Here is a 23,990-nt window from a genome sequence, read left to right as displayed (position 1 = left end):
CATAGGTCAAGAGTTTAATTTGTAAATAAGGCAAGAACAAAAATAACCGCGAATAATAGCCCCACTAATTTAAGCAATGGCCCTAGCGAACGCGTGCCACCCTCAGGTGCTTTGTTGCAACATCCCATGTGATGTCTCCTCGTTAAAGTAAGTTCCGCACCAGTCTAAAACCTGTGAGCAGGTCACAGGTCAAACTATTTAAGACGTTGATTTATGGTTGTTTAAGTTTCATCACTGAAACGAACATTTGTATTGACGAGAAAATTTAATATGAGCTATAACGAATAGGAACTTTACGGATACTGACCATGCTTAAACGATTTCACTCACACAGCATAATTGCAATAACACTGATACTGGCTCTGCTAGTAGCAGGTGTTTTTCCGTCAGTATCTCAAGTCCAGCCTATCGAGCATCACAACGCAGCAGCGCAAACATCAACGGATGCCGATTACTGTGAGGAGTCACACCAACAAGCCACAACTGGGTGTACTAGCGCCACGCATCAGTGTTGTGAGCAGGCTTGTGGCAGTTTAATTAGTTTGCCTTCATCCGCCCTATTGTTATCCAGTACTAGCCTTGATGAGACCAGCTACTCTTTAGCTTCTTCAGATATTCTGCCACCCTATAAGCAAGCCGTATTGCGGCCTCCTATTGTTTAATTCGCTATTCATCTAATCGAATTATCAGAGTGTCTTACACTTATCTAAACAATATTTAATTGCCCAGCGAGTCGCTTGGCAATGGAGCAATACAATGAAAACAGTTAACAAAGCAATCCTTACCGCATCTCTTCTATTCAGTGGCCTAAGCTTCGCGAGTAACAACATCGAGATGTACAAATCTCCAAGCTGTGGATGCTGTACGCAGTGGGCAGAAATCATGGAGCAGAAAGGGTATCAAGTGGATATCCAACAGCAAAAGGATTGGACTAACGTCAAGCGTGAGTTTGGCATGCCAGCCAAATTGCAATCTTGCCATACGGCGATTATTGATGGTTATTTAATTGAAGGACACGTGCCAGAAAAAGACGTAGCCCGCCTTCTTAAAGAGCGCCCACAAGGCATCAAAGGACTAGCAGCACCAGGCATGCCAATGCACTCACCAGGCATGGCAAAGCCGGGGGATGAGTACAAAGGCTTCGATGTTATCGCGTTTCATGCTGATGGCACGACGAGTGTGTATGCGGAGTATTGATTGGGGTTGTGTCCGTCATCCTAGAATTTGCGAAGCAAATATCTAGGATCTTGGGGGGCACGTTGCTGGCTTTGGTAGTCAATCAGATTCCAGCTAAAAGACTGCTGGAATGACGATAATTAGAGCTCAGGACATTGGGTTCTGGGTTCTGGGTTCTGGGTTCTGGGTTCTGGAGCATCGTCATCCTAGAATTTGCATGGCAAATATCTAGGATCTTAGGGTGCACATTGCTGGCTTGGGCACTACCTAAGATTCCAGCTAAAAGACTGCTGGAATGACGATAATTGGAGCTCAGGACATTGGGTTCTGGGTTCTGGGTTCTGGGTTCTGGGTTCTGGGTTCTGGGTTCTGGGTTCTGGGTTCTGGGTTCTGGGTTCTGGAGTATCGTCATCCTAGAATTTGCATGGCAAATATCTAGGATCTTAGGGTGCACATTGCTGGCTTGCGTAGTACCTAAGATTCCAGCTAAAAGACTGCTGGAATGACGGTGGTTAAGGTTCGGGACTTTCGGCTCTGGGCTCTGGGTTAGAGGCTTTAAACTTGAGGCTTGGAGCTCGCGGCTAGAAGCTTGGATAACCGTCATGGTCGAGCGCTCCTATCGACCATCTCTCCATATACCCACACCCCAGAACCCAGCCCCCACAGAACCTTACAACCCCTGCTTATACCCCAACATATAATTAAGCTTGCTCGTCTTGCGAGTCATCTTCTGAAAGCTTTTCTCATCGAAGCTGTCAAACTGCCCCATTGCCTTAGCAGACAAACCCGAACCGCCTAGGTTTTCGGTGTCTAAAGACAAAATGACGTCACCCGCTTCTTTCACCGCTTTCATGTAGCCTTGCTCAGTTGTCAGGTCATATTGGTTTAGGTCAAACACAGGCTTTAGCTCTTTAGCCCAGTAGAACTCAAGAAATGGCACGGGCTGCTTTGGCTTATTCCAGCTGACGTCGCGTGAGTAGTACATCAAGGCGCGGTATGGGTCATTGGCGAAATTGCTGATACCCATTTGCTGTGGTAATTCATCGTGGGTAATGGCTTTATTGTTTAGGTCATACAACCAGGCATTTTTGTCGGCTTCAAGTTCTGCCCAAAACGCCTGCATGTTTTCTAGGTGGCGATAGTCTTTATCAACAATCACGTGCACCTTGAAGTCACTGCCACCGCCTGACATATGCCAGAAGGTGTTGAAAGTGTGGTGGCCATCGGTTAGATAAATTTCGTTGTTAGGTGCAAGCACTATGGTTTTCATGTCTTTGCGCTTTTCACCTATGCCTTGCTCACAAACAAAGGACTCTGGGTTTGAAGGTACTGACTTTTCATCAAAAGATGTTAAGCCCTTCTGACCATTGGCCTCACAGATTTCATCAAACTGCTTTTTCACATCGTGTTGATAGCGGCCTAGCTTGTAGTAAATCTGATCGTAGCCCACAGATGGCTGTGTCGGCTTAAGCTCAGACAAGGTGACTTGGTAGACATCCCCCTCTTTTACCGAGGTGAGATCCTGAGCCCATACTGACGTTGCGCTTATCAACGTAGTCAGTGCAATAAGAGACTTGTTCAGACAATTCATTGTGTACCTTTGTGTTTGTGCCCACGTAGCTATGGAAGTGCTGTTATGGAAGTGTTGTTGTGCAAGTACCCTAAAATCAAAGCATTACGAACTTATGACAGACAAGTTGCATTTACATTATGCCAGTAAGCGCACCTACTATTAACTGATAAGCATTTGTATTTCATTGCCTGCCTAGAGTGTGTTAAGTTACGCCTAACGGACTCAATCAAGACTCTATAACGATATCGTGAAGCCCAAGCAGAAAAGGCACCTAACCGCAAAATACTCCCTACTATTGGTATGGTGGGTAATATTGGTGTGTCTGGCAAAAAATGTTGGCTTTATCAGTCTTTGTACCATTTCTCCCGAACAAATTGCCTCAACAGAGATCAGCCAACAAAGCAGTTCGTCATTAACTGAAACACCCTGCTCACTATCGGAAAAACTGTTAAGTTTTCATCAAGTCAGCATGGAAGACCTTGCTGTTGCATTATTATTAATTGCTCTGATTGGCATCTTCACCGTCACCAGCTCTTTTAAACCTGTGCGTCTCTTTACCGAGCCAACAGGACCTCCGCCGCGACTCTATCTCAGGCTTTGTGTATTTCGTGAATAAACAAAAGATGGTTATACACAACTATCACTTTGTTATTTATGGAAAAACTATGCTTAAAACTAAATTTATGACTAGCACTCTACTCAAGCCTTTGTTGAGGGGCTTGCTATTTCTATGGCTAATCAGCTTAACGCAGATAGTCTCCGCGACCGAGGTCAGTTCGGGTTGGATTACCTCTGCCGATCATCCCCCCGTTCAGGTACGTTTTGATCTCACAGGCCAAACTAACAGGGACACTCACACTGTTGAAGGCTTGCTAGAGGTTAAGCTCGATGATGGCTGGAAAACCTATTGGCGCACGGCAGGCGAAGCCGGTGTCGCGCCAAGTATCGACTATGCCGCATCAACGAATATTGAATCCCTAGAATGGCACTGGCCATTTCCAGAGCGTTTTTCGCTACTGGGAATAGAGACCTTGGGCTATCAATCCGATGTGATCTTTCCTATCACTTTGCATTTAAATGAGCTATCACAACCTGCAACATTGAATGCGACACTGACGCTTCCGTCCTGCACGACTATTTGCGTCCTCACCGACTACCCCATCACGCTTTCGTTTGTAGCCAATGACCTCACAACAAACGATAAGGCAATGCTCAGTTACGCCAAGGCCGTTAGCTCTGTGCCAAAGGATTCTCCTTTACTGAGCAACCTAGAAGCAAAATGGGACGAGGCAAGCTCTAAGCTAGAAGTTAGCGTAACCAAGACAACCCCTTGGCACTCCCCGGATGTGCTTGTGGATGGCAAAGCCGAGAATGTAGAAGATGCCAGCTTTAAGAAGCCGAGCATTACGCTAGAGGGCAACACACTGCATGCGGTGTTTGAGGTAACCAGTTGGCTAGGAGCACCGTCGCTTGAGAACGAAACCGTTTCGGTCTCCTTCTCAGATTCAGACTTTCTCGCCGAAGAACACATTGCGGTCAGCACTGGAGCGGTAAATTCTATTACTCCAAGTCTATGGCAGATGTTTATGTTCGCGGTTATTGGCGGCCTTATTCTTAATATTATGCCGTGTGTACTGCCTGTTTTAGGGTTGAAGCTTGGCTCCATTGTCAGTATGCAAGGCCAAGAAAAGCGTCAGATTCGATGGCAATTTATCGCATCAGCCCTTGGCATTCTGGCCTCGTTCTGGTTGATCGCGCTGTTTTTGGCCATCGTCAAACTAACGGGTGGCGCCTTAGGCTGGGGCATTCAGTTCCAAAGCCCATGGTTTTTAGGCTTCTTATTTGTGGTCACCGCGCTGTTTGCCATGAATATGTTGGGTTTGATGGAGGTACGCTTGCCTTCTGGTATTTCCACTTGGCTCGCAGGCAAGGGAGATAACTCCTACTCCGGACACTTTGTTCAGGGCATGTTTGCCACCCTACTCGCCACGCCCTGCACAGCGCCCTTTTTGGGAACCGCTGTAGCCTTTGCCCTAGGTGCTGACATAAGCACACTGTTTGTGATTTTCTCAGCCCTTGCTTTAGGTATGGCTCTTCCGTGGCTGCTCGTCGCGACTTTCCCGTCAATCGCAACGAAATTGCCTAAGCCCGGCGCATGGATGAACAAGGTGAAAATCGTGTTTGGTTTGATGATGCTAGTAACCAGTATCTGGCTGCTTTCGTTATTAGGCAATCATGTATCACTGCTATGGCTTATCGTCATAGGACTTAGCCTGTTTTGCCTGCTTATCGTTAAGTCTAAATCGGCCTACGGGAAAAACGTTGCAGCAGTCGTTGGCGTTGTTGGCATCATGACTGTGGGCGGAGGCTTAATTACGGCAAGTGTGACTGCCGATAGTTGGGCGACTCCCCTACCTAAAGTGCGCCAATGGCATCAACTCTCCACTCAAGATATAGAGCAATACGTTGCTGACAATAAAGTCGTGTTTGTGGATGTGACCGCGGATTGGTGCATTACCTGTAAAGCCAATAAGATAGGGGTGTTGCTACAAGAGCCAGTCTACTCGACTCTCGATAACAGCAATGTCATTCGAATGAAGGGAGATTGGACGCGACCGAGTGACAGAGTGACGGGGTTCTTAAGAAGTTATAACCGCTATGGCGTGCCATTTAATATCGTATATGGCCCAAATGCCCCGCAAGGCATTGCGTTGCCGACGGTTCTGAGCAGTGAAGCTGTACTCAAGGCTATAGAGCAAGCCGGAGGAAAGCTGTGATGAAGAAAGTGTTAAGCACCTTTAAAAAAGCACTGCTGTATATCCTGCTGTTTACTGTAATATCCGTTGCAGTGGATCTGTGGCGCACTCGAGATTTTACCTCTAGCGAGAGCCCAACGACGCACGCTACAGCGCTTTCAGGGAACACCATAGACTTAGACGTTCTTAGTCAAGATAAGCCCGTGGTCGTGTACTTTTGGGCAACCTGGTGCGGGGCGTGTAAGTTTGTGACGCCCACCATCAATTGGCTAAGCCAATACTATGACGTTGTCGCCATCAGCGCCTCATCCGGTGAAGCACGTCGCGTACAGGCTTACCTCAATAGTCATGATTATCAGTTTGAGAACATTAATGACCCTAGAAGTCAGATAAGTTCACGCTGGAACCTCAAAGTGACCCCGACCATAGCCATTGTTGAAAATGGCGAGATTAAAAACATTACTACTGGAATTACAACGCCTATCGGTCTACTCGCTAGACTGTGGCTTCTTTAAGGCATCTCATGAACATTAAAAATCTATTTATTGGCCTATTCGCTTCACTGCTTGTTTTTGTGGCACCAGTGAACGCCAATCAAGATACAACGTCACAAAAAATACAAGACATTGCAGACATGTTGCAATCACACCCTGAGTTGGTGGATAGCCTTCATGGCAACCTGCAGGCGTACATTGAGCAACAAGGTCAGCTAAAAGTGGTGCTAACTCAAAATCACGACTATCTCTACAATAACGACCTTCAGCCATCCATAGGGAATAAAGAAGCGCCCATAACACTGGTCGTATTTACGGACTACAGTTGCCCTTGGTGTAAGAAGTTTGATCCAGAGCTCTACAAGCTTGTGGAGAACAACCCAGATACGGTTCGTGTGATTAACCTCTATGTTCCCCTTAAGGAGCAAAGTAGCGTGAACTCGGCCTCTTTCGCATTGAACGTATGGCGTGAGAAGCGCAGCAGTTATGAAGAGGTTCACCAGTTGATGGTGGCAAAACCCGGCGCTCACAACCTCAACTCCATCAGCAAGGTAGCAAAGAACACCGACACTACGGCATTGATGAATGCGTCGATGAAAAGCGATGAACTCATCAATAAGAACCTAGAGCTTTTCCGTGCTCTAGGCATGCGAGGTACTCCTGCAATGCTCATCGGCGATGAGATGGTAAGCGGTTATCTTGATTACGATAAACTGCAAGCCATCGTTGACGACAAACTGTCGAAGCTTAACTAAGGTTACTGATATTAAGGGCTCATTGAGCCCTTTTTGTTATTACGAGAGACATAAGGAAAAGGAATACTAAGTGCGAATACTCTTTTTGACCGGACTTGCGATGATGGCGTTTGCTGCCAACTCTTTGCTTTCGCGCTTAGCACTGGTTGATGGAGCCATATCCGCAGAGGCCTTTACTCTCGTTCGCATCGTCTCTGGGGCCCTGACGCTCAGTGCAATATTGTTACTATCACAGGGAGCAAAGGGCTTCTATCATCAATGGCGCATCGGCCTCTATTCAGGCATATGCCTGTTCCTCTACGCTTTGCTTTTCTCGCTGGCCTATACCGAGCTCACAACGGGCATTGGCGCTCTCATTTTGTTCGGCTCTGTACAATTTTCTTTACTAGGTATGCACCTCTTTCAAGGACACCGCTTTAGCACTCTAGAATGGCTAGGGATTCTAGTCTCTTTTACTGGCTTTGTTTGGCTGGTAAACCCGTCTTCTTCAACACTTGTTATCTGGCCTATGCTAGCCATGTTGTTGTCGGGAATCAGTTGGGCTGGGTTCACTCTTCTAGGCAAACAAACGGGAGCCGCGCTGCCAGCAACCACCAAAGGCTTTATTGTTGCCTCGGTGATATCTATAGGCCTAATCCCTTGGGCGTTTGATACCCATACTATAAGCTCACAAGGCCTTATGTACGCTGTGATCTCCGGCGCTATCACTTCTGGGCTCGGCTATGTACTTTGGTATGCGGTGGTACCCAAGATATCGCTATTGAACGCGTCACTGTCACAACTCTTAGTCCCAGCCATCGCTATGATCATGGGCGTCTTATTCCTTCGCGAATCCTTAACCACTGAAAACCTAGTGAGCATGGGACTTATTTTAGGTGGTATCGCCCTCACCCTCTATCAACAGCATCGCCATTCAGGTGATTAACTCTTAGCTAACTGGCACACTAATTCTGCAACGATCGTACATTTAAGGAGCGCTTAATCCGCTAAAGTGCACATATCTCATTAATGGTGTATCTAATTATTGACACCTTAAGGTTATATGATATTTATAGTCGGTATTGACAATGGAAAATAACAACACGGACGTAGTAATGGAAAACGCAATACCCTCTCAACCCTCTCCATCTAGATTAGGCACATTAGCTCGCTCATTAGGCCCAGGTGTAATGGCTGCAGCCGCCGCTGTTGGTGGCTCTCACCTTGTTGCTTCAACCAAGGCCGGTGCTATCTATGGATGGCAACTCGCTATTTTGATTCTGTTGGTGAACCTTTTTAAATACCCGTTTTTTAAAGCTGGCGTTCAATATACGGTGGGTACAAAGACGAGCCTTGTTGAAGGGTATTCAAACCTAGGTAAGCCTTATTTGGTTTCGTTTGCGTTACTCAGTGTGATCTCGGCAATCGTTAACACAGCGGCGCTGTTGATGTTCAGTGCAAGCTTGCTGGCCTACTTCATCCCAGTTGATCTTTCTATGCCTGTGCTGTGTGTGATTGTACTGGTAACCTGCCTGACTATTTTGTTTGTGGGGCACTACAAGGCGCTGGATACCTTGTCTAAAGCGATCATGGCAGTGCTGACCGTGACAACTCTTGTTGCAGTAGCCATTGCCTTTGGTAACCCAGTTGAACCACAGCCAGATTTTGTATCACCGTCTCCTTGGACACTTGCTGCTATTGGCTTCATCGTTGTGACTATGGGTTGGATGCCCGCTCCTATTGAGATCTCAAGCTTGACCTCAATGTGGCTGAAGAGTCAGTGCCGCGAGCAAGAAGTGACAGCTAAGTCGGCTTTGTTTGATTTTAACGTTGGTTACATTGGCACTGCTGTATTGGCGATGGTGTTTGTGGCTCTAGGCGCGCTAATGCTTCACGGTTCTGGTGTGCAGCTTCAGGCGTCGGGCGTGGGTTTCTCGCACCAGTTAATCAACCTTTATGCGGCAACTATCGGTGAGTGGTCTCGCTACCTTGTGGCGGTGATTGCCTTCTTCTGTATCTTTGGTAGCACCATTACGGTTATCGATGGCTACTCTCGCGTAATCACAGAGTCTCAGCGTTTACTTCGCAAGAAAAAGACGATTCACCCGGCAGTGAATCAAGCATGGATGTTGATCGTCTCTTTATCGGCGCTGTTTATTGTGGTGTTCCTAGCAAAAGCACTGCTGCCTATGCTCGACTTTGCAATGGTTCTGGCCTTCATCACAACGCCATTCTTTGCGCTACTTAACTACATCCTAGTAACGCGTACCCAGCTGCCTGCTGAGTTAGCGGTAGGGCCAAAACTAAAAGCCCTATCTATCGTTGGATTGGTGTACTTGTTCGGTTTCTTAGCACTGTTCGTGTGGTGGAAGTGGTTCATGTAATCTAAACGCTCCCAAACAAAAAAGAGAACCACTATTGGTTCTCTTTTTTTATAGGTGTCTACATTAACTCAGGTTAAGCTCAACTGGCTCACCAAGCCAGCCGGCTCGCTCAGTGTGATCGATAACAAAGCTGCCCGCTTCAGGATGCAGAAGTACCGTTAGGCCTTGTCTGTGAGCATCTAGCCAAGTAATGATCTCATCGAACTCGTCATGAGAAAACAAGATTTGGTAGCTCCAACAAGGGTGCGGTCCTACCGGCTTGGTGTGTACTCGGCCAAGCTCAATATTGAACTTACTTGCAACAGGCTCGCGCAAACTCGTTGCTATCTCTAGGCTCGTTTCGTCAAAGTACACATGTGCATGGTAACGCTCAAACTCGCGACTCGGTAGCATCATTTCTTTTGATATCCTTATCTAGTTTAGTGAAGCAATTATACACCCTTGTGATATTGCTTATTGCCCGTTGGCGCAACTTTGCTATGAATAAACTGTGACGCGTCTGAGTCTGTCATTTTACTCTGCAGAGCTTGCTCGAACAGTGCCACTAACTCTTCTTTACCCACCAGCAATTGCGTCTCGGTTTGAATGTCTCGCAAATCAATGAGCACATCGGTAAACAGTTCGGGATAGTCTGATAGCAACTCAAGGTTAAGTACATTGTGTTCACTGTAGATGCTGTTGTGACTACCTTTGTGTTTTTGAACCACATAAGGGTTGTCTTTTAGATTGATGATTGAGGTACGTTTCTCACACTTTCTTAAACAGCCCTTGTTCACCTTTATTTTCTTACACCCTTCTGTTTGTTGGAACAAACATTGACGACTGGTGAGCAGCGTATTGGGATGATAGATACTGTAGAAGGTTCTGAAGTTTTCTGGTCTCTTAATATGACGAATCTGCTTCTTGCTTAATTCGTTAGAGATAAAAGCGCCAGAGGCTGCAAACTCTTGCTGCTGGCAATACATTGCAAACGAGTTGGTGGTGTTCATGTGAGGGCCGGCAACCCAACCAAGACCCAGTTGTTTAGCCTGATAGGCAACACCTGAGTTATTGGTGATCAGTAGCTCAGGTCGAACCGCTTCTAAAAACTCGATGGCCGCAGCAAAGTCATCACCAATCAATATTGCAGGAAAACACGGCTTCAGCCTTGGGTTTTCAGTGAACAGCTCAATCAAGCTCGCAAGCTCAGCCTTCATTCCCATTGGCAGCTGGAAATAGAAATCGGCATTATCGTTGCTGAGCAGCGCCAAGTCTTCTTCAGAAGAAAGCAATACAGACAGCTTAGGGGCCGCCATCTCTGGTCGATGATGGGACAACTTTTCAATCTGCGGTGTGTCGATAGCGCCTTTCAGGCTCGAGCCGTTGTGGGTAAAACCTGAAATATCAAAATCAGCGGTTTCTTTGGCGACGCGCTGAATAATCTCGGTCTTATCATCGTAAAGCTTGGTTTTCACCTGCTTTAGTTGCTCTTCAGATGTCACGCCATACACCTTAGAGAAGTGCGTTACTGCATTGTCTCTAGGGTTATCGATGTACATATTCTTGCCAAAGTCGGCCTGCAAAAACGCATTGGAGAAGTCGCGGTTAAACACGGTATACAGCTCAGTGGTATCACTAGATAGTGCTTCACCGTCACACAACCTATCGATTTGCTTGCGCCAATTATCCACCACAGTAAACACGTAATGAGACTTCTTAATACGCCCTTCCACTTTAAGTGAATACACCCCAGCATCCACGAGCGCTTCTAGATCACCAAACGCAGAGTTGTCTTTTAGATTAAGCGGGTAATCATTGCCCGTTTGCGTCGTTTCATACTGCTCACGACAAGGCTGGCTGCAACGGCCACGGTTGCCAGAGGCGCCATTGCGCGCAGAGCTGATGTAACACAAGCCAGAAAAGCCGATACAATAAGAGCCGTGTACAAACACTTCCATGAATACATCGTGCTTTAGACCAAACTGAGCTAGGTGCTTAATTTCTTTGATGTTCAGCTCACGTGAAAGGTTCACCCTGCTTGCACCCAACTGGTTTAAGAACAGTATTTGCCCTTCGTTGTGTGTGTTTAGCTGGGTCGACGCATGCACATCTAGTGCTGGAAAGTGGTGCTTGAGTAGATACGCCAATCCCATATCTTGCACAATTACACCATCAATCTTAGTGGTATTCAGCTGACTAAGCAGGCGCACTATGGCAGGGATCTCGCTCTCTAGGATAAGAACGTTGAGCGTCAGGAAGATCTTACATTGATGCTGATGAGCGAGTTCAAGTACCCCATTAAGATTATCTAGAGTCAGGTTAGTGGCTCTATTGCGCGCATTGAAGCGGTCAAGACCACAATATATTGCGTCTGCGCCCGCAGCGATTGCCGCCTTAATCGAGTCTAGATCGCCACCTGGTGCTAATAACTCAAACTGTTCTCTTTTCACATTGTCTTCCCGAGAAAAATCAGGCGCACATCTTACGTGATTAAAAACAAAAAGTAACCTTAGGTGATGAAATAGTAATCAACGATTATTGCGCTTTTGACCTCACTTCCTCGGATTTCACTTTGCCAAGCATGTGAAAAACATGGCATTATAGGCATCACTGCTTATTTGTATTACAAATTAACAGTAAACAGGTGCTCTCTTAAAATTTTATCTATGTAGGCTGTTATGGGACTTATTGACCAACTCGCTTTCTCTATTTCTGTTACCGGACCCATCTGTCTGATCTTGGTGATGGGAGTGGTCCTTAAGAAAATCGGCATAATTAATGACGCCTTCATCGAAAGTGCCTCTAACCTGGTATTCAAGGTTACCCTACCGACAATGCTGTTCTTAAGCTTAGTTGAAGCCGATCACGACTTTGCCACCAGCGCGTCACTGGTTGGGTTTAGCGTGGGAAGTAATGTGCTGTTCTTTGCATTTTGCACCGCTTTGGTAGGTGTACTGCTTAAGGGTAACGAAGACAAAGGCGTGGTGGTACAAGGGGCATTTCGTGCCAACACGGGCATCATCGCCTTAGCCTATGTCGCCAATATGTATGGCACAGAAGGGCTCGCAACCGCGGCTATCTATGTTGCCGCAACCACCCTACTTTATAATGTTCTTGCCGTAATCTCCCTGACACCTAAGGGCGCGCAAACGGGCGCCAGCGCACTGAAAACCATGACCAAGAGCATTACCAGCAATCCATTGATCATTTCAATTATGGCTGGCTTTGCTTACTCATTTATTGGCCTTCCCGTGCCTAAGGTCGCCTCTGATGCAGGGCACTACTTTGCCAGCATGACGCTCCCTCTGGCACTCTTGTGTACCGGCGGTTCGCTAAATCTTAACTCCCTAAAACATGAAATCACGCCAACCTGGATTGCCACAACGTTAAAGCTGATTGCAGCGCCTATCGTCAGCTGTCTATTAGCCTACGTACTTGGTTTTCGCGGCGAAGCGCTCGGTATCATCTTCTTCATGACCGCCTCGCCTACTGCAGCTGCAAGCTACGTGATGGCACGCTCTATGGGCGGTAACTCGACGTTAGCGGCGAATATCATTGCCCTTACTACGATATTATCGGTTGTGACTACCACCATTGGCTTGGTGATTCTAAATAGCTTGAATTTGTTGTATTGATGTTTGGTGGGTGGTCTAAGTCAGTAATATGCTCTCTACTCTCCCGTGTCATTCCGGCAGTCTTTAAGCCGGATTGCCGGCCCAGCGGATTGCCGGCCCAGCGGATTGCCGCCCAGCGGATTCTTAGAGAGAGCCCAATCCAGCAATGTGCTCTCTAAGATCCTAGATATTTACTGCGTAAATTCTAGGATGACGTTCGTGTTGTGTTTTGCACATTAATTATCGATCCTCAGACTCCCCTACGTAGCAAAATCTCGCACTCCTTTTTCGTACACGCCCCCTTCACCCGTCATTCCGGAATTTGCAGAGCAAATATCCGGGTTGCCGGCCCAGCGGAATCTTGGAGACTACTGAACCCAGCAATGTGCTCACCTAGATCCTGGATATTTACTCCGTAAATTCCAGGATGACAGTTTGTGTTGTGTTTGGTAATTAATTGTCGCGCCTCAAGCTCTCCACATGCGTCAGACATTCCCACTCATCAATATTGCACCATCTTTTTCGTACAATTGCCCTCTCACTCGTCATTCCGGAATTTGCAAAGCAAATATCCGGAATCTTAGAAACTACTTAACCCAGCAATGTGCACCCCAAGGTCCTGGATATTTACTTCGTAAATTCCAGGATGACGACTTCCAGCCTTTAGATGATTAGATCCTTCAAACGAGATTTATACGATTGCTTTTATCACCATAAACTACTCCGTATTCAGACGTTGGAGTAAAGAAGATGAAAAAATTATTATTCGGTGTCATCGGTAACATGGGTCCAGAGGCGGATGCATTGTTTCAGGATATCGTAGCGAAGAAAGAGATGGAGCATGGCGCTCTTAAAGATCAGGACCATATGGGTATGCTTGTGGTGAAAAACCCAGATATCCCAGATCGCTCTGAAGCCATCAATGAGGGCGGTGAAGACCCTGTACGTGAGCTGCTTAAATCTGCGCAACTGCTTGAGCGCAACAACGTGCGTTTTGCGGTAATGACTTGTAACACTGCGCACTACTTTAGAGAGCGCGTTCAGCAATGCACAGGCGTGTATATTGTCGATATGCTGAAAACCACGGTAGACACCATCAAAGCACAAGACCCTGAGTCTATTGTCGGCATTCTGTGTACTAACGGCACATACAACTCAGGTATCTACGACCAGTATCTAGAAGATGCGCACCTTGTGTTCGTTAAGCCAGACAGCTACGCACAAGAGCACTATGTGCACAGTGCTATTTACGGTGAAGTGACTGGTGAGAAAACACAATGCGGTCAAGACATTCGCATAAAGAATGGCATTAAATCTGGTGTATTTGAGCGCAATGCTGAGCTATTAGCAAAAGCGGTTCAACCTCTTGCTGACAAGGGTGTATCAACAGTGATTTTAGGTTGCACAGAGTTACCGCTAGTGCGTAACTTGTTGCAAAAACAGTTCCCAGACATCCACTTCATTGACCCTATGGAAGCGGTTGCTGACCGTGTTGTTAGCATCTACAACACCGCTGAAGAGCGCATGAAATCAAACTACATTCCAAAGGTTGGTTTGAACCCAGAGAAAATCAGCACCGATGAAGAGATTATCAACTATATCTTGAGCCACATCTCTTACTAAGCGGTAAAAACAAAAAGCCCCAGCTATCTCAATTTATGAGGCTGGGGCTTTTTAGTATCCAAATTGTGGTTACGAGTTATCACAACCGCAACGGGAGCAAACGCAGGGACGCTTCATCAAGCCTCTCCATAACCAGATAATGCCCCACAGACCACCGGTAAAAATGGTCATGATGAGGTGAATCCAATGCATAGGATGTGATGTTTCATGGGTTGTGCCCTCGTTACATGCAGGGCAAAACTTGGTTACTAGCGCCACTAATACTCTCCCAAAGTGTCAAATCATTAGCTATATATACCGCAAGTAGTGGGTATATCGCCATATTAAACTCGTTTACAAGGGCAATTTTGTCGCATTAATGGCCTGTAAGCGCACGATTTTGTTATCTAGACCCTTTCAAAGCACTAAAATAACCAGTCCAACTTATATGAGGTCTGCCTGCAGCGCGTTCATAATGGCTTGGGTTGTCCGCCTTACCCTCGCTGATCCCTTGGTAAATGCCCGCAATGACGGTTCCAATAAATTCACCAAGCTCCGCTATTCTGTCTTCTCGATACTCTGCTACTGACATAGGTTGGTACTCTAACTGGGTATCAAACGCGGTGCTGATGAAATCTGCCAGTTGGTATTGAGATAGGGATTCACCGTTAAGGTTGTAGGTCTGGCCGTTGTGTTTATCTTCTGTCAGCATCTTGGCGTAGGCATAGGCTAGCTCATCTCGCGTGGTGTAACCGCACTTGCCGTTGCCCGCACAATTGACAATGACGCCGAGTTTTTTATAGCTCTCTACATACTCAATGTCCGGTTCAATATAGATACCGTTGCGACCAATAACCCACTCTAAACCCGACTCTCTGACATCTTGCTCTGTCTGACGATTACTTTGAATAACCGGCGAAAAAGCAGTGCCCTGCTCTGCACCTTGCACACTGGTATATACAATCTTCTTCACACCGGCCTCTTTAGCCGCTGAGATAACATTGCGGTGCTGATCTATACGCTTATCGGGGGCATCCATCCCTGAGACGATGAGCAGTGTATCGACAGATTGTAGTGAGGCTTGCAACTCGGCTCGGTTTTCATAATCACCACGACGAACCTCAACGCCTAGATGTTTGGCTTTTTCTGGAGTGCGCGCCAGGGCGACGGCGTTCTCTTTTGAGATAAGAGTGACCAGTGCATAAACAATCGCACCACCGAGTTGACCGCTTGCTGCTGTTACCGCTATTTTCATATTAATTACCCGCCCGTCGATAGTAATTTTAATCCTAGTAGAAAAAGGCAAGGCACTGCTCATTCACAGTGCCTTGCCTATTGGTTTCTATGCACTAACCGAAGCCTTGATGGTGCTTTTCAAGTTCTGCATAAAGTTTTTGAAATGGGGCATAAAGTCCGCAAACAAAGGATGCTTTCTGTTTTGCATCATTACCGGCCCTAGCAAGCGAAGCGCTACTGCCACTCTGGTGGCTTCTTCTTTGGGTAGTTCACTGCCTTTATTAATCATTTCAACAACTTTGAACATATCTTCACGGTCTTGAAACTCAAATTGCAGTGTTTTGCTTTCTTCTTGCGTTACTTCTTCAATAGTAATGCGGTAGTTGTGATCTTGTCTGGTGATACGAGTCATAGGGTTACCTCATTGTTTTAATTAATATTTCTAGCTTTTTAAAAAACGTTCAACTTTCGGTTTGAGCGTGACCGATACCACGGCCATTAACAGCAATGCTAAAGGCAGGGCTCTTACTAAGGTGTCTAGCCAGGTACTCATCAGCATCGATGTATCAGCAATACCCACGCTATTTACCGCAGTGCTAAATGCCATTCCCGATTCCATAACCAATGCCATAATCAAGCCAATGGATATGTTGCGTACTTTCTCACTAGAGCTAGGAAGGAGGCGCTCAGCGAGCTTGGTCAGTAGCGCCATAAACGCAAAACCCAAAGGCATCACAGTCACCGCTGCGGTAAGAAAAGCTCGTATCCATTGAGCATAAAACAGTTCGCTATAGCCTTGATTTAGGTAAGTCATCAATCCGGTTATTGAACCGCCCATTAATGTCATCATCCCCATCATTGCGAGCACCTTCAAAAACAAAGGTGTGCGCTTTTCTTCTGAGCTTGTCATTGGCATTACAGCAATTGCATTCATGGATAATTCGCCCTCTCATTTAGTTGATATATGCAACTATAATTATTTAAGTTGATAGTGTCAACTAAATTTTATGACGACAATAAAAAGCCCCGACTCTAAGAGCCGGGGCTAGGTACTGTTTTGTTGGTCGCTATTAGATGCTAGCTAGCGTTTACCGCCTTATGGGAACGCCACTGAACCACCGCAATCCCAACAATGATCACTGCGCCCAATACCCCGACATTAAACGGGTTAAGAAGCAGTAATGGTATAGCGACAGCAGCTGCAATACGCTCCACCTTGTTGAGCGTTCCTAGTAAGTACCCCTCAATGGTGATGGCGATAGCCACGATAATGGCCAGGGTCTGCCCTACTGAAAGCATTAGCGCGACTATGCCTTCATTAGGATTGACCAAGTTAGTGTATGCCATCATGATCGGGATAATGAACAAGCCCCCTGCCAACTTAAAGGCTTCCACTGAAGACTTCATAGGATTGGCATTGGCCACGCCGGCCCCAGCAAACGCCGCTAGTGCGATTGGCGGAGTAACATTTGAGGTTTGCGATAGCCAGAATACAATCAAGTGAGCGGTCAGTATCGGCAATCCAAAGTCAGTCAACATAGGCACCGCCATAACGGCCAATACGATATACGCTGCCGTTACAGGTAAACCCATGCCTAAGATCAGCGCCACAATACTGATAAGTCCAAGGGCGATAATCATGTAACCGCCAGAGAAATCCATCACAAATTGAGTAAACTGAAGTCCAATACCGGTTTGTCCCACCACCCCAACAATAATACCTGCTGCACCACACGCCGCAGAAATTGGCAACGCTAGCAACGCACCGTTCTTCATACCCTCAAAAAACTTCTTTAGGCCGATTCGGCTATGCTTACGCATGCTTGCCACCACTAAGATAGCCGCACATCCTGCGACACCTACCAAAAGTGGTGAATACGCCATCATGAGTAGCGTAGTGATTAATACCAGCGGGATAAGATGATGAGCACCATGCTTCATTACCGCGATCACCGCCTCTGTTTTACTCACTGCCTGCAGGTTCAATTTACACGCCATAAGATGTACATAAAGCAAGGTACAGAAGAAGTACAAAATCGCCGGTGCGATGGAAGCAAACATGATCTCGCTATAAGGCACGCCAGTAAATTGCGCCATAACAAACGCACCTGCCCCCATAATAGGTGGCATGATTTGTCCGCCAGTCGACGCCGCTGCTTCAATTCCTGCTGCTTGTTCCGATTTATAGCCAAGCTTTTTCATCATCGGAATGGTGATTGAGCCTGTGGTTACTGTGTTGGCGATCGCTGAACCTGAGATTGACCCCAGCCCCGCCGAAGCCAATACTGCCGCTTTTGCAGGACCACCTCGGTACTTACCAGCAATGGCAAACGCAAGGTCGATAAAGAACTTACCTGCGCCCGTCACCTCTAAAAACGCGCCAAATAGCACAAAGATAAATACGGTCGTTGCCGCGATGCCCAGTGCTGAGCCAAACACGCCGTTAGCCGAGAATATTTGGAACTGTATCAGCTCTTGTAGGGAATAGGTTTTAATTGAGATGGCACTTGGCAGCATGTCACCAAACATGCTGTAGCTAAGAAATAGCACAGCGATAAGCACCATCACCCAACCCACGGTGCGGCGACAGCCTTCCATTAGTAAGGCAATTAATGCGCCGCCGGCAAACATGTCGGCTGGCTGTAACCCATAGAAGAGGTAATTGATATCGTTGTAGTCAAAAATTGACATACGGTAGCCCGCGAACACAACAACCGCACAGAGAACCAGGTCAATACAGCGACCCGCCAAGTAAAACTTGCTTCGGCGATTACTGATTAACGGGAAGTGCAAAAAGATAAGCACCAGCACCCAGCATAGGTGTATTGGTCTAAAATAAGTGGCTGAAATAGTTGAGCTTATTCCCTGCCAGATTTGAAACACTGATAACGCAACAGCAATCAGTAATATTGAATAGCCAAAGAATGTTGTCACTCTTTCATAGGGCAAGTTAGCACTAAGATCTTGGTTATTTTCGTTATTAGTTACATCCATAACGGCGCCTGAAAGAAAAAATAGATAAGAATTAGAAGCACAAAAAAGCAAGCATCACGCTTGCTTTTTTGTTGGGTGGTTTTACTTAGAAACAGAGTCTAGGTATTTCTTCGCACCTGGGTGTAGAGGTACACCTTGCAGGCGAGAAGCGTTCTCTGGAGTAGTCATTTCAGCCATCTTAACCACCTTACGAATGTCACCCATATTCTCATAGGCAGCCTTGGTTAGGTTGAAAGCCATGTCATCGTCCATATTCGCGTTCACCACCAATACGTTCCAAACACTTAGCGTAGAGACTTCGCCAACGTTGTTGTACACATCCGCTGGGATATCATAAGAGCTGTATGCTGGGTTAGCCGTTACAAACGCTTGGCTTTCTGCATCAGAGATAGAAAGGACTTTGATTTTATGCGTTAGTGCAACTTGCGTTACTGCACCAACACCTTGACCACCTACGATGAAACCCGCATCTACTTGGCCATTAGCCAATGCGTTAGTGGTTTCTGAGTAGTTTAGGTATACCGCCTTGATGTCTTTCTCAACATCAATACCGATAGACTCAAGAAGTGCTGCTGAGGTTACCGCTGTACCACTGCCTGGAGCACCTAAAGAAACACGCTTACCTTTTAGATCAGATAACGAGTTAATGCCTGACTTCTCTAAAGTAAGGGTATGAACTAAGTTTGGGTAAAGCGCAAAAAGCGTCTTTACTGGCATTTTTGAAGGGAATTTACCCTGACCATTGTAGGCATCTAACACAACGTTACCCATTGCAATCCCTGCAATCATGTCGCCACGTACAACCTTAATCGTATTTTCTACAGAAGCAGCTGTTACCTCTGCTTTTGCATTTACTTCAGGCACATGTTCAGACCAGACTTTCGCCAGTGCGCCACCGAATGGATAGTAGATACCGCTTTGACCACCGGTACCAATTGAATAGTTTTCAGCACTTACTGATAGGGGAAGTAAACACACTAAAGCCAACATTAAGTTTCGTTTAAACACAACCATCTCCTTGATTATTAGTCCAAAACGATTGGGTTATTGTTATTCAAATTTACCCATATCGTCGCATATACCTTACTAGTGGACTAACACAAGTCAAAATATTGATTGGCTGAATGTGACGCTAGTTTTACTAAATGTGGCTTTAGACAGTTTATGGAGAATATTTCAGTTCAGGCTAAGCTGCATAGTTTGATGCTCTATGCCCACCTCTTCATAGCGCTCACCTATGGGTTCGAATCCCAGTTTTTGATAAAAATCTAGCGCATGTACCTGAGCGCCCAAGTAGACTCTCGAAAAGCTTCTAAGGCGAGCTTCATCCACCAAAGCCTCCATGATGCTAGTGCCTAATCCCTTGCCTCTGTGGCTGATAAGTACGGCAATGCGGCCAATATGACCATCTTCGAGCATGCGCCCCGTTGCGATAGGTTCATCATTGTCATAAACCAGCGCATGTACCGCCTCTTCATCTAGACCATCAAAGTCTAGGTTAGTATCTATGCCCTGCTCTGCGGTAAACACGGTATTTCGAACAAGAAAAATCTCATCTTTTGATTGCCAATCTACAATCTCTACTCGCATTATTTAGTTACCTCTTTAACGTCGATTTCTCATTACAAGTTATTAGCGTTTTTTCCACAATAACCAGAATCACAAACTAATATTTATATACATTCATTTGTCTGTGTTATGGTGCACGCCATTTGCACCCTTCACTTAACTCCATTAGGAACTATTTTGACTAATAACGATATTTTGCGCCGTATCCGCTACACCTTCGACTTCAACGATAATGAAATGATCGAGGTGTTTAACGCCGCTGATCTTACTGTTTCCCGTGAACAGGTTATTAATTGGCTCAAGAAAGAAGAAGATGACTCTTTTTGCAAAATCATCGACAAAGAATTAGCTCAATTTCTTAATGGCCTGATCAATCAAAAACGCGGTAAGCGCGAAGGTGCTCAACCTGAGCCAGAGTCACGCCTTACCAACAACATGATCTTCATGAAGCTTCGTATCGCTATGAATATGAAGGCTGAAGACATTCTTGATACATTGAAGCTTGTCGACTTTAGACTGAGCAAACACGAACTAAGTGCCTTTTTCAGAAAGCCTGACAACAAGCATTACCGTGAGTGCCAAGACCAGATCCTTCGTAATTTCTTAATGGGTCTTCAACTTCACCTACGCCCGAACAGCACCACCCAAGATTGATTATGCCGTTTTCACAGTTAACCCTATGTTCTGAGCTAAGCGAGACTCTGCAGGCCAATTTTACGACGCCTACCGAGGTTCAAAGCCAAGCTATTCCTGCAATCCTAGGACGCAAAGATGTGCTCGCTATTGCTCAAACAGGCAGTGGTAAAACACTGGCGTATGGCCTTGCGATACTCGAACAAGTCAGGCTGCAGCCTTGTAGCACCCAAGCCATCATTCTTGTTCCGACCAGAGAACTGGCTACTCAGGTGTGCGACACTCTAGAACCGTATGCCAACACCGTCGATATCACCGCGCTATCTCTGTGTGGTGGCATTGATAAAGAGTGGCAAAAAGAGCAGCTGCTCTTAACCCCTGAAATACTGGTTGCGACTCCGGGAAGACTGCTGGATCTGTTAAAAGATCAGTCAATAGACGTCAGCAGACTTAGCGCGTTCGTGCTTGATGAAGCAGACAGATTACTAGATATGGGCTTTTGGCCAGATATTCAAGAGATTGTTTCTCTTCTTCCGCCAAAGCGTCAAACCTTGATGTTCTCTGCTACCTTCTCAGAAAAGCTAGAGACTCAAGCAAAGGAATTACTGCATTCGCCAAAGCGAATTCAAACCAGCGTCGCCAATAGTGTGGTCGGGGGCATTGAAGAAACGCTGTACTTGGTAAATAAGGGCAGCAAAACCAATGCCTTGATTGCCCAGCTGAAACAGCATAACTGGTCGCAAGTCCTTGTGTTTATTGGCGCTAAGGATAACGCGGATGCTTTGTGCAAAAAGCTGACTAAAGCGGGCATTTCAGTCGCCGCTTTGCATGGCAATAAATCTCAGCAAGAGCGCGAAGAAACACTAGAGCAGTTTAAACAGCGTAAGGTGAATGTACTCATTGCGACCGACCTTCTGGCTCGCGGTATCCATGTGCAGAGCCTACCTGTTGTGATTAACTTTGAGCTGCCATCAAACGCTGAGATCTATGTGCACCGCGTCGGACGCACAGCACGCGCCGGTGAGCAAGGCGTGGCTATCTCTTTAGTGTGTCATGGTGAAACAGAGTACTTAAGCGCTATTCGCCAGCTGACGCTTCGCGAGCTTCCTCTTGAAGAGCTTGAAGGGTTTCCTGTTACCGATAAGCCCTCTTCTGGGCAAAGTAAACGTGCCCCAAGAGATAAAAAGGCGAATCGTCGTACGAATAGTAAGAAGAGCGTTAAGCAGTTTCAGGGGAAGGGTAAGAGATAATTTTTCCAGTTATTTCGGACTCAAGCTGTACGATTGGATTAGTCGGCATTGTGCGCACTAAGATCCCAGATAAGCTCCGCTTTCTGGGATGACGCTTATTACTTCTAGTGGCTACAGTTCATAACACTGCACTCCTGACGTCATTCCAGCAGTCTTTCAGCTGGAATCTAAGAAGCTACATAGCTCAGCCTTGTGCAACCTAAGATCCTAGATATTTACTTCGTAAACTCTAGGATGACGACTTTTGTTTCTTGTGCATCCAGTTCATAGCACTACACTCCTGCCGTCATTCCAGCAGTCTTTTAGCTGGAATCTAAGAAGCTAAATTGCTCAACTTTGTGCAACCCAAGATCCTAGATATTTGCGATGCAAATTCTAGGATGACGACTGTTGTTTCGAGCTGGCGTAGTACATAAAGGCACAAACCCCACGTCATTCCGGAATTTGCAACGCAAATATCCGGAATCCTAGAGAGTGCCTTCGTGGGCCATTCACACCCAATAATCATAAAAACACACCAGTGCATCACACTGGTGTTTCTGATTTCAAGCGTTATCAATTCAGCACTAAGTCTGAGAAAACTGATGCAGCGATTTTGCTTGAACCACAGGCTTGTTCTCTTTCAATAGGCGCATGCCTTTGAACATTCGAACGAACCACACCGCAATGGCTATGGCGGAAATGATGCCACCGGCAATAGGGATAAAGTGTGCAATCTCAACTAATGCGCTGTTACGTGCCCAATAATCGTTAATCCCAATAAGCACACCGTTTGAGGTCGCGACCGTCACTATCAGCACTACAAAGAAAGTCAAAAACAGGAAGAAGCTTCTGATCAAGCTGTAGTAATGAGAAATCACTACATCACTGTCTTCGTCCTTATCTAAGCGATACCCTGCATACACGATGGCAATGACGCCCGACAGCAACAAGGTGAATGGAGTAAGAATACTGCCTATATAGGCATACCAAATGCCTTTATGATGATCATTCATTGCTCACCCCATCCTTTTTGTTTGCTCCCTTAACTGGAGCTTCTTCCAATTGATCTTTTACCTCTTCAAACCATTGGTCATGGTGCTCTTTAGCCCAGGTTTCGTCTACCTTACCGGTGACCATACCTTCTAGCGCACCTTCCATGCCAAACAAGCCGATATAGATATGGAATACAAAGCCACAGATCAATACAAGAGCCGAGATCATGTGTACTAGGTTTGCAATCTCCATATCACGTCTGGTCTGGTCAAAGATAGGGAAGTCAAGGATGACCCCACTGGTTGCGGCAACCGCTCCGACCACTATCAGCATCCAATAAATGATCTTTTCACCACCATTGGAGAATCCTGCTGATGGATGTGAGCCTTTATGCTTGCCGAACATGCCACCCATCTTCATAAACCATTGCATATCGGTTTTGTTGAAAATAGATTTACGCCACCATTTCACTAAAATGAAGATAAGCAGGATATAGAAGATTGGTCCTATGTAGTTATGGTATTGCTTGGCCGTCATAATGACTAAGCCCCATAGCTCGCTCGGGATAAACGGCTTCAAGAAGTGCTTACCATAAACCAACATCAACCCACTAAAGGCAAGAGTCAAAAAGGTAAAGGCCATTGTCCAGTGAAGCGCCCTATCCATTCGAGACCAGCGATTGAGCTTTCTGCCAGTGCGCGGCTTACTGAGCATGAGTGGTCCAACTAAGAAGTAGGCCAATACCACCATCATGATACTGCCAAAGATAGCGACCGCGGCCGCTGGAGACATCCACTTCTCTTTTAGAATGAACCACGTTTGTCCAGGCACACTAATTAACACACCGTGCTCAGGAGATTTTGAGGTTGTCGTACCCTCAACGCCTCCTTTCACATCTCGCCAATAGTCTGCACCAGCCAGTTGCACCATTTCTTTTTCTGCTGCGGTGTTCGCCTTTTGTTCTTCTGCGTAGCTTGATGTACTCACTAACATCAAAACACTGGCGAAAACCGTTAACAGC

23 protein-coding genes are annotated in these 23,990 nt (G+C 46.2%); 12 read left to right on the top strand and 11 right to left on the bottom strand.

Features of this window, described 5'->3' with window-relative positions; all coding sequences use genetic code 11:
* Nucleotides 1-308 precede the first annotated feature (308 nt).
* Both OCU35_RS05535 and OCU35_RS05530 read left to right on the top strand, forming a co-directional pair.
* Nucleotides 309-662, top strand: coding sequence for a hypothetical protein (locus OCU35_RS05535; RefSeq protein WP_261825802.1), 354 nt, complete (start codon nucleotides 309-311; stop codon nucleotides 660-662).
* Nucleotides 663-756: 94 nt separating this feature from the next.
* Nucleotides 757-1,197, top strand: coding sequence for a DUF411 domain-containing protein (locus OCU35_RS05530; RefSeq protein ID WP_261825801.1), 441 nt, complete (start codon nucleotides 757-759; stop codon nucleotides 1,195-1,197).
* A 649-nt stretch (nucleotides 1,198-1,846) separates the two neighbouring features.
* Here OCU35_RS05530 and OCU35_RS05525 read toward each other — a convergent pair.
* Nucleotides 1,847-2,767 carry a ParB/Srx family N-terminal domain-containing protein gene (locus tag OCU35_RS05525; RefSeq protein ID WP_261825800.1) on the bottom strand — a complete coding sequence of 307 codons (921 nt, stop codon included), beginning with the start codon at nucleotides 2,765-2,767 and terminating at the stop codon, nucleotides 1,847-1,849.
* Nucleotides 2,768-3,065: 298 nt separating this feature from the next.
* Between OCU35_RS05525 and OCU35_RS05520 the strand changes: the two genes are divergently transcribed.
* From OCU35_RS05520 to OCU35_RS05495, 6 genes are all read left to right on the top strand, one after another.
* Nucleotides 3,066-3,365 (top strand): hypothetical protein, encoded by a 300-nt coding sequence (locus OCU35_RS05520; protein ID WP_241902172.1) that lies wholly within the window; start codon nucleotides 3,066-3,068, stop codon nucleotides 3,363-3,365.
* Between the two features lie 49 nt (nucleotides 3,366-3,414).
* Complete coding sequence (locus tag OCU35_RS05515) at nucleotides 3,415-5,526, top strand: protein-disulfide reductase DsbD family protein (protein WP_261825799.1); 2,112 nt, start codon at nucleotides 3,415-3,417, stop codon at nucleotides 5,524-5,526.
* Nucleotides 5,526-6,020, top strand: a complete 495-nt coding sequence (locus OCU35_RS05510) for a protein disulfide oxidoreductase (RefSeq protein ID WP_261825798.1) — start codon at nucleotides 5,526-5,528, stop codon at nucleotides 6,018-6,020. The genes OCU35_RS05515 and OCU35_RS05510 overlap by 1 nt, the downstream gene beginning before the upstream one ends.
* An 8-nt stretch (nucleotides 6,021-6,028) precedes the next feature.
* A complete protein-coding gene (locus tag OCU35_RS05505) occupies nucleotides 6,029-6,754 on the top strand; it encodes a DsbA family protein (protein WP_261825797.1) in 726 nt (241 codons plus the stop codon).
* A 70-nt stretch (nucleotides 6,755-6,824) separates the two neighbouring features.
* A complete protein-coding gene (locus tag OCU35_RS05500; RefSeq protein WP_261825796.1) occupies nucleotides 6,825-7,679 on the top strand; it encodes a DMT family transporter in 855 nt (284 codons plus the stop codon).
* A 169-nt stretch (nucleotides 7,680-7,848) separates the two neighbouring features.
* Nucleotides 7,849-9,117: an NRAMP family divalent metal transporter gene (locus OCU35_RS05495; protein ID WP_261825904.1), complete on the top strand. Its 1,269-nt coding sequence runs from the start codon at nucleotides 7,849-7,851 to the stop codon at nucleotides 9,115-9,117.
* 63 nt (nucleotides 9,118-9,180) lie between these two features.
* Here the strand turns inward: OCU35_RS05495 and OCU35_RS05490 are convergent, their stop codons facing one another.
* Nucleotides 9,181-9,513: a DOPA 4,5-dioxygenase family protein gene (locus OCU35_RS05490; protein ID WP_261825795.1), complete on the bottom strand. Its 333-nt coding sequence runs from the start codon at nucleotides 9,511-9,513 to the stop codon at nucleotides 9,181-9,183.
* Between the two features lie 35 nt (nucleotides 9,514-9,548).
* Entirely contained in the window at nucleotides 9,549-11,546 is a 1,998-nt protein-coding gene (locus OCU35_RS05485; RefSeq protein ID WP_261825794.1) for a peptidase U32 family protein, read from the bottom strand.
* A gap of 228 nt (nucleotides 11,547-11,774) precedes the next feature.
* Here OCU35_RS05485 and OCU35_RS05480 point away from each other — a divergent pair, with 228 nt between their 5' ends.
* The gene (locus tag OCU35_RS05480) at nucleotides 11,775-12,731 is read left to right on the top strand and encodes an AEC family transporter (protein WP_017027581.1); all 957 of its coding nucleotides are present in this window, start codon (nucleotides 11,775-11,777) and stop codon (nucleotides 12,729-12,731) included.
* A gap of 729 nt (nucleotides 12,732-13,460) precedes the next feature.
* Entirely contained in the window at nucleotides 13,461-14,333 is an 873-nt protein-coding gene (locus OCU35_RS05475) for an aspartate/glutamate racemase family protein (protein WP_017027582.1), read from the top strand.
* Between the two features lie 382 nt (nucleotides 14,334-14,715).
* Here OCU35_RS05475 and OCU35_RS05470 read toward each other — a convergent pair whose 3' ends face one another.
* From OCU35_RS05470 to OCU35_RS05445, 6 genes are all read right to left on the bottom strand, one after another.
* The gene (locus tag OCU35_RS05470; RefSeq protein WP_261825793.1) at nucleotides 14,716-15,567 is read right to left on the bottom strand and encodes an SDR family oxidoreductase; all 852 of its coding nucleotides are present in this window, start codon (nucleotides 15,565-15,567) and stop codon (nucleotides 14,716-14,718) included.
* Between the two features lie 87 nt (nucleotides 15,568-15,654).
* Complete coding sequence (locus tag OCU35_RS05465) at nucleotides 15,655-15,960, bottom strand: DUF3861 domain-containing protein (protein ID WP_017027584.1); 306 nt, start codon at nucleotides 15,958-15,960, stop codon at nucleotides 15,655-15,657.
* 30 nt (nucleotides 15,961-15,990) lie between these two features.
* On the bottom strand, nucleotides 15,991-16,482 hold the full coding sequence (locus tag OCU35_RS05460; RefSeq protein ID WP_017030450.1) for a DUF2798 domain-containing protein: 492 nt from the start codon (nucleotides 16,480-16,482) through the stop codon (nucleotides 15,991-15,993).
* Between the two features lie 143 nt (nucleotides 16,483-16,625).
* The gene (locus OCU35_RS05455) at nucleotides 16,626-18,542 is read right to left on the bottom strand and encodes a TRAP transporter permease (RefSeq protein WP_261825792.1); all 1,917 of its coding nucleotides are present in this window, start codon (nucleotides 18,540-18,542) and stop codon (nucleotides 16,626-16,628) included.
* A gap of 81 nt (nucleotides 18,543-18,623) precedes the next feature.
* Complete coding sequence (locus OCU35_RS05450; protein WP_065209985.1) at nucleotides 18,624-19,556, bottom strand: TAXI family TRAP transporter solute-binding subunit; 933 nt, start codon at nucleotides 19,554-19,556, stop codon at nucleotides 18,624-18,626.
* Nucleotides 19,557-19,718: 162 nt separating this feature from the next.
* Nucleotides 19,719-20,132 (bottom strand): GNAT family N-acetyltransferase, encoded by a 414-nt coding sequence (locus tag OCU35_RS05445; RefSeq protein WP_017027588.1) that lies wholly within the window; start codon nucleotides 20,130-20,132, stop codon nucleotides 19,719-19,721.
* Nucleotides 20,133-20,288: 156 nt separating this feature from the next.
* On the opposite strand from OCU35_RS05445, the gene OCU35_RS05440 reads away from it, so the two are divergent.
* Together OCU35_RS05440 and OCU35_RS05435 are read left to right on the top strand one after the other, a co-directional pair.
* Nucleotides 20,289-20,765 (top strand): YehS family protein, encoded by a 477-nt coding sequence (locus OCU35_RS05440; protein WP_017027589.1) that lies wholly within the window; start codon nucleotides 20,289-20,291, stop codon nucleotides 20,763-20,765.
* Nucleotides 20,766-20,767: 2 nt separating this feature from the next.
* On the top strand, nucleotides 20,768-21,994 hold the full coding sequence (locus OCU35_RS05435) for a DEAD/DEAH box helicase (RefSeq protein ID WP_261825791.1): 1,227 nt from the start codon (nucleotides 20,768-20,770) through the stop codon (nucleotides 21,992-21,994).
* Between the two features lie 566 nt (nucleotides 21,995-22,560).
* Here OCU35_RS05435 and OCU35_RS05430 read toward each other — a convergent pair.
* Together OCU35_RS05430 and OCU35_RS05425 are read right to left on the bottom strand one after the other, a co-directional pair.
* The gene (locus OCU35_RS05430) at nucleotides 22,561-22,989 is read right to left on the bottom strand and encodes a hypothetical protein (protein ID WP_261825790.1); all 429 of its coding nucleotides are present in this window, start codon (nucleotides 22,987-22,989) and stop codon (nucleotides 22,561-22,563) included.
* Nucleotides 22,982-23,962 (bottom strand): formate dehydrogenase subunit gamma, encoded by a 981-nt coding sequence (locus OCU35_RS05425; RefSeq protein WP_237334515.1) that lies wholly within the window; start codon nucleotides 23,960-23,962, stop codon nucleotides 22,982-22,984. The genes OCU35_RS05430 and OCU35_RS05425 overlap by 8 nt, the downstream gene beginning before the upstream one ends.
* Between the last annotated feature and the right edge of the window lie 28 nt (nucleotides 23,963-23,990).

Source organism: Vibrio breoganii (assembly GCF_024346795.1).
In the GTDB taxonomy this organism is placed as follows: Bacteria; Pseudomonadota; Gammaproteobacteria; order Enterobacterales; family Vibrionaceae; genus Vibrio; species Vibrio breoganii.
Note: the sequence above shows the minus strand (reverse complement) of the source record. Positions and strands in the feature narration are given on the sequence as shown.

Excerpts from the sequence above, each read along its gene's own strand:
- OCU35_RS05535 (WP_261825802.1), top strand. The coding sequence starts at position 309 with ATGCTTAAACGATTTCACTCACACAGCATAATTGCAATAACACTGATA.
- OCU35_RS05530 (WP_261825801.1), top strand. The coding sequence starts at position 757 with ATGAAAACAGTTAACAAAGCAATCCTTACCGCATCTCTTCTATTCAGT.
- OCU35_RS05525 (WP_261825800.1), bottom strand. The coding sequence starts at position 2,767 with ATGAATTGTCTGAACAAGTCTCTTATTGCACTGACTACGTTGATAAGC.
- OCU35_RS05515 (WP_261825799.1), top strand. The coding sequence starts at position 3,415 with ATGCTTAAAACTAAATTTATGACTAGCACTCTACTCAAGCCTTTGTTG.
- OCU35_RS05510 (WP_261825798.1), top strand. The coding sequence starts at position 5,526 with ATGAAGAAAGTGTTAAGCACCTTTAAAAAAGCACTGCTGTATATCCTG.
- OCU35_RS05505 (WP_261825797.1), top strand. The coding sequence starts at position 6,029 with ATGAACATTAAAAATCTATTTATTGGCCTATTCGCTTCACTGCTTGTT.
- OCU35_RS05495 (WP_261825904.1), top strand. The coding sequence starts at position 7,849 with ATGGAAAACGCAATACCCTCTCAACCCTCTCCATCTAGATTAGGCACA.
- OCU35_RS05490 (WP_261825795.1), bottom strand. The coding sequence starts at position 9,513 with ATGATGCTACCGAGTCGCGAGTTTGAGCGTTACCATGCACATGTGTAC.
- OCU35_RS05480 (WP_017027581.1), top strand. The coding sequence starts at position 11,775 with ATGGGACTTATTGACCAACTCGCTTTCTCTATTTCTGTTACCGGACCC.
- OCU35_RS05475 (WP_017027582.1), top strand. The coding sequence starts at position 13,461 with ATGAAAAAATTATTATTCGGTGTCATCGGTAACATGGGTCCAGAGGCG.
- OCU35_RS05470 (WP_261825793.1), bottom strand. The coding sequence starts at position 15,567 with ATGAAAATAGCGGTAACAGCAGCAAGCGGTCAACTCGGTGGTGCGATT.
- OCU35_RS05465 (WP_017027584.1), bottom strand. The coding sequence starts at position 15,960 with ATGACTCGTATCACCAGACAAGATCACAACTACCGCATTACTATTGAA.
- OCU35_RS05460 (WP_017030450.1), bottom strand. The coding sequence starts at position 16,482 with ATGAATGCAATTGCTGTAATGCCAATGACAAGCTCAGAAGAAAAGCGC.
- OCU35_RS05455 (WP_261825792.1), bottom strand. The coding sequence starts at position 18,542 with ATGGATGTAACTAATAACGAAAATAACCAAGATCTTAGTGCTAACTTG.
- OCU35_RS05450 (WP_065209985.1), bottom strand. The coding sequence starts at position 19,556 with ATGGTTGTGTTTAAACGAAACTTAATGTTGGCTTTAGTGTGTTTACTT.
- OCU35_RS05445 (WP_017027588.1), bottom strand. The coding sequence starts at position 20,132 with ATGCGAGTAGAGATTGTAGATTGGCAATCAAAAGATGAGATTTTTCTT.
- OCU35_RS05435 (WP_261825791.1), top strand. The coding sequence starts at position 20,768 with ATGCCGTTTTCACAGTTAACCCTATGTTCTGAGCTAAGCGAGACTCTG.
- OCU35_RS05430 (WP_261825790.1), bottom strand. The coding sequence starts at position 22,989 with ATGAATGATCATCATAAAGGCATTTGGTATGCCTATATAGGCAGTATT.
- OCU35_RS05425 (WP_237334515.1), bottom strand. The coding sequence starts at position 23,962 with ATGTTAGTGAGTACATCAAGCTACGCAGAAGAACAAAAGGCGAACACC.